Genomic DNA, 3,375 nt, shown 5'->3' on the forward strand with positions numbered 1-3,375 from the left:
GGGTGCGGGACGGCTGAGAGTCCCTGAGGGCCTCCGGGTGTGCGAAAAGAACCGCCCTCACACACCCTTGAGCCCGGCAGTCCACGGCCGCACGAGGTGAGATAGCGGCTGTGGACGCCGCCCAGTGGGACCGCCGGCACGCCGGAACCGGCCTGCGCTGGACCGCCGAGCCGAACCCGGTCGTGATCGAACAACTCGCCGGCCTGCACCCGGGCCGGGCCCTCGATCTGGCCTGCGGGGTGGGCCGCAACGCAGTCTGGCTTGCCACGCAGGGCTGGCGGGTCACGGGTCTGGACTTCTCCGATGTCGCGATCCGCAAGGCACGGGAACTGTCCCGCCGGTTCGACGTGACGCCGGACTGGATCCACGCCGACGTCCTGGGCTGGACACCGAGGCCCAAGTCCTACAACCTTGTCACCATCTGCTACCTTCACCTGCCGCCCAGCGAGCGACGCGCGGTTCTGTGTGATGCGGTGAACACGATCATCCCGGGTGGAACGTTGCTGCTACTCGGGCAGGACCGCGCCAGCCCGACGAGCGAACTCGGCGCACCGGTCCAGCTCGAACGCCTGCTCGACGCCGACGAACTGCTGACGGACCTGGCCGCCGGCCCGCCGCTGCGGATCAGCCGAGCCGGCCGGATACCGCGCCCGCCTGGTCCCGACGGCCGCAGGCACACGGCGTTTGACACGCTCGTGGTTGGGGTCCGACCCGGCCCGACGTCCATCCATCCGGCGCTCATCGAACCGATACCGGGAACGACGACCGGCGGCCAGCCCACCTCGCGGTCACTGTCGCTGTCCGTCGGTGGGTTCGTGGTCGTCCACCGGATGCCCGATGTGGCGGAGCTGCGCCGACTGCGCACCGCCGGCGGCCTGCCCGACCCCGGGCCCGAAGCCGCGGCGGACGCCCTTGCCGGCAGTCTGGCCGGGCTGTGCGTGGAGGCCGTCGAGGAACCGGGCCGCGCGGTGGGTTGCGGCCGTATCGTCGGTGACGGCCGCACCTTCCTGGTCATCATGGACGTCGCGATCGACCCCATGGTCTTCGCCGACGCGGACGCCGACGCCGGAGTCGACCTTTCCGCATTGATCGTGAACGAGCTGCGCCGATGGGCCGCCGACCAGGTGGATCCGACTGCGTTCGTCGGGGTGGCGACGGCGGCGGGGGTCGAGCCGCTCGCCGTCCGTTCCGCGCCGGCAACGCGACCACCCCGGCGTGCGCACGGGCATGTGCCAGGGCATGTGCCAGGGGGCGGGTTTGCGACAGGGCGGCCGTCGGACTAACTTTCCGGCCATGACCGAGACTGCCGCCGCTGCCCGTCTCACCCCTGGTGACACCGCCCCGGATTTCACCTTGCCCGACGCCGACGGCACGGATGTGTCGCTCGCCGCCTACCGGGGGCGAGCGGTGGTCGTGTACTTCTACCCGGCTGCCTCCACGCCCGGCTGTACCAAGCAGGCCTGCGACTTCCGGGACAGCCTCGTGCAGCTCAACGGCGCCGGGATCGACGTGCTGGGCATCTCCCCGGACAAGCCGGCGAAGCTGGCGAAGTTCCGTGACAACGAGGGGCTCACCTTCCCGTTGCTGTCCGACCCGGACCGGGCGACGCTCACGGCCTACGGCGCCTACGGCGAGAAGACGCTGTACGGCAAGAAGACCCTCGGTGTGATCCGGTCGACCTTCGTCGTGGGCGCCGACGGAAAGATCGAGAAAGCGCTTTACAACGTCCGGGCGACCGGCCACGTCGCCAAACTCATCCGCGATCTCGGTCTGGCCGGCTGACCCTGTACCGGCACCCGCGGGAAGCCCTCACGGACCCGCCGGATGACCATACCGGCACCCGCGGACGGGCCTCTGGACGCCCGCCGGAGGCACCCGTCAGTGGGCGCCCAGAGGCCCCTGGTCACGTGGCGGCCGGGCCGGCAGGCTGGATGTCGGAGGCCGTCAGGCGCATCGTCAGATCCTGGCCGCCTCCGACACGCCTGTCGCCGGTGACCGCGATCCACGGGCGGGTTCGCGGTCACCGGCGACAGCACACGCCCGCCGATCGCTACTGTGGTACCTACGCGGGAGTGGCGGAATGGCAGACGCAGCAGACTTAGGATCTGCCGCCCTAGGGCGTGGGGGTTCAAGTCCCCCCTCCCGCACCGGCTGGTCCGACGGTTCGCAGACCATGCGCGGCACAGAACCATCCCCAAGATCAGCACCATCCATAAGATCAGCGTGTGTTTGTCGTCAGGTACGCATATCGGCCCGAAAACCGTACCCAAGAACAAACACGCGCCGATCATGGTCTGAGTCGATGACACGCCCACCCCGTCGAACCCAAGCCGGACGGAGGACCCGCCCGCGGTCAACGGCGGTAGACGTCGCGGCGATGGCCGAGCTCCACAACCAGGACCACGAGCACGTCGTCCCACACTGTGTAGATCACCCGATAGTCGCCGACCCGGATACGCCAGTAACCCGGTTGGCCGACGACCGCCTTGCAGCTGACAGGCCGCGGCGTGTGCTCCAACGCAAGAATGACCTTGGTCGGCCGGTTCTGAACATCACGGGAAAGCTTCCGGAAGGCATGCTGGGCATGCGGGTCGATCTCGACCTTGTACGACTCACCGCCCGCCACAGCGCCTTATCTTGCCGTTTGCGTACGACAGCCTTCATACCTCGTCGTCGTCGAGGTTGTCCGGATCGATCCCGAGTTCGGCCAAGAAGGCCCGGAAGGGTACCGGGTCGCAGCCTTCGGCAAGCGCAGCATCAAGACACTGACGGTCGTATTCGTCCTCTTCGTCCGTCGTCTCGTACACAGTGTCGATCATCGGCTCGGACACGCGCTCACCTCCTTACATCACCATGCGCCTTGAGACGCGGGTCCAGCGCACCGCGATCCTAGATCGAAATATCTCAGATCGCGCTGTCAAGGACAAGAGGCCGCCCTCGGCACGCATTTCAGCACGTACGTCGCCCTGCGCTTCCAGCGCAAGGTCCATCGCCTCATCCTCGGAAATGTCAGCCATCCCGTGACGGATCCGATACTCGTGCGCCGCGTCGAGGACTTCGCCGAACGTGCACGGCACCCACGATGCCGCAGCAACTTCTGGCACGTCGACCTTCCCCTTCTATGATCGCCCAACAGTCTCGCGCGATCCGCTATAGCACGATCTCGGAGTACGGCGGCCCAGCGAGTCCGGGATGTAACCGACAGGATCGTGGCGTGGATGTGCAGTCAGGGAGGCGACCTGGGATGACATAAGATTAGTGAGGAAGTATCTCGATAAAATAGGCCTGTAGGGGGTAGGAACGAGGTGGTGATCTTCAATGGTCTAGAGCCGTGGCGCGACAATTTCCCCAAAGTCGATTTTCAAACACCTAGCG

4 protein-coding genes and 1 tRNA gene are annotated in these 3,375 nt (G+C 67.1%); 3 read left to right on the forward strand and 2 right to left on the reverse strand.

Annotation, left to right across the window (positions count from 1 at the left end; genetic code table 11):
* The first annotated feature begins 110 nt into the window (after positions 1 to 110).
* The 3 genes from U9980_RS20980 (at position 111) to U9980_RS20990 (ending at position 2,147) form a co-directional block, all read left to right on the forward strand.
* Positions 111 to 1,283: a class I SAM-dependent methyltransferase gene (locus U9980_RS20980; RefSeq protein ID WP_322769488.1), complete on the forward strand. Its 1,173-nt coding sequence runs from the start codon at positions 111 to 113 to the stop codon at positions 1,281 to 1,283.
* A 10-nt stretch (positions 1,284 to 1,293) separates the two neighbouring features.
* Entirely contained in the window at positions 1,294 to 1,782 is a 489-nt protein-coding gene (gene bcp / locus U9980_RS20985) for a thioredoxin-dependent thiol peroxidase (RefSeq protein ID WP_322751105.1), read from the forward strand.
* 284 nt (positions 1,783 to 2,066) lie between these two features.
* Positions 2,067 to 2,147, forward strand: a tRNA-Leu gene (locus tag U9980_RS20990).
* 206 nt (positions 2,148 to 2,353) lie between these two features.
* Here U9980_RS20990 and U9980_RS20995 read toward each other — a convergent pair.
* Both U9980_RS20995 and U9980_RS21000 read right to left on the reverse strand, forming a co-directional pair.
* Positions 2,354 to 2,626, reverse strand: coding sequence for a type II toxin-antitoxin system RelE/ParE family toxin (locus U9980_RS20995; protein WP_322769489.1), 273 nt, complete (start codon positions 2,624 to 2,626; stop codon positions 2,354 to 2,356).
* Positions 2,627 to 2,660: 34 nt separating this feature from the next.
* Complete coding sequence (locus U9980_RS21000; protein WP_322751107.1) at positions 2,661 to 2,831, reverse strand: hypothetical protein; 171 nt, start codon at positions 2,829 to 2,831, stop codon at positions 2,661 to 2,663.
* Between the last annotated feature and the right edge of the window lie 544 nt (positions 2,832 to 3,375).

It is taken from the genome of Protofrankia sp. Cr1 (assembly GCF_963555865.1).
Taxonomy (GTDB): domain Bacteria; phylum Actinomycetota; class Actinomycetes; order Frankiales; family Frankiaceae; genus Protofrankia.

Coding starts and splice junctions, on each gene's coding strand:
- bcp (WP_322751105.1), top strand. CDS start 1,294: ATGACCGAGACTGCCGCCGCTGCCCGTCTCACCCCTGGTGACACCGCC.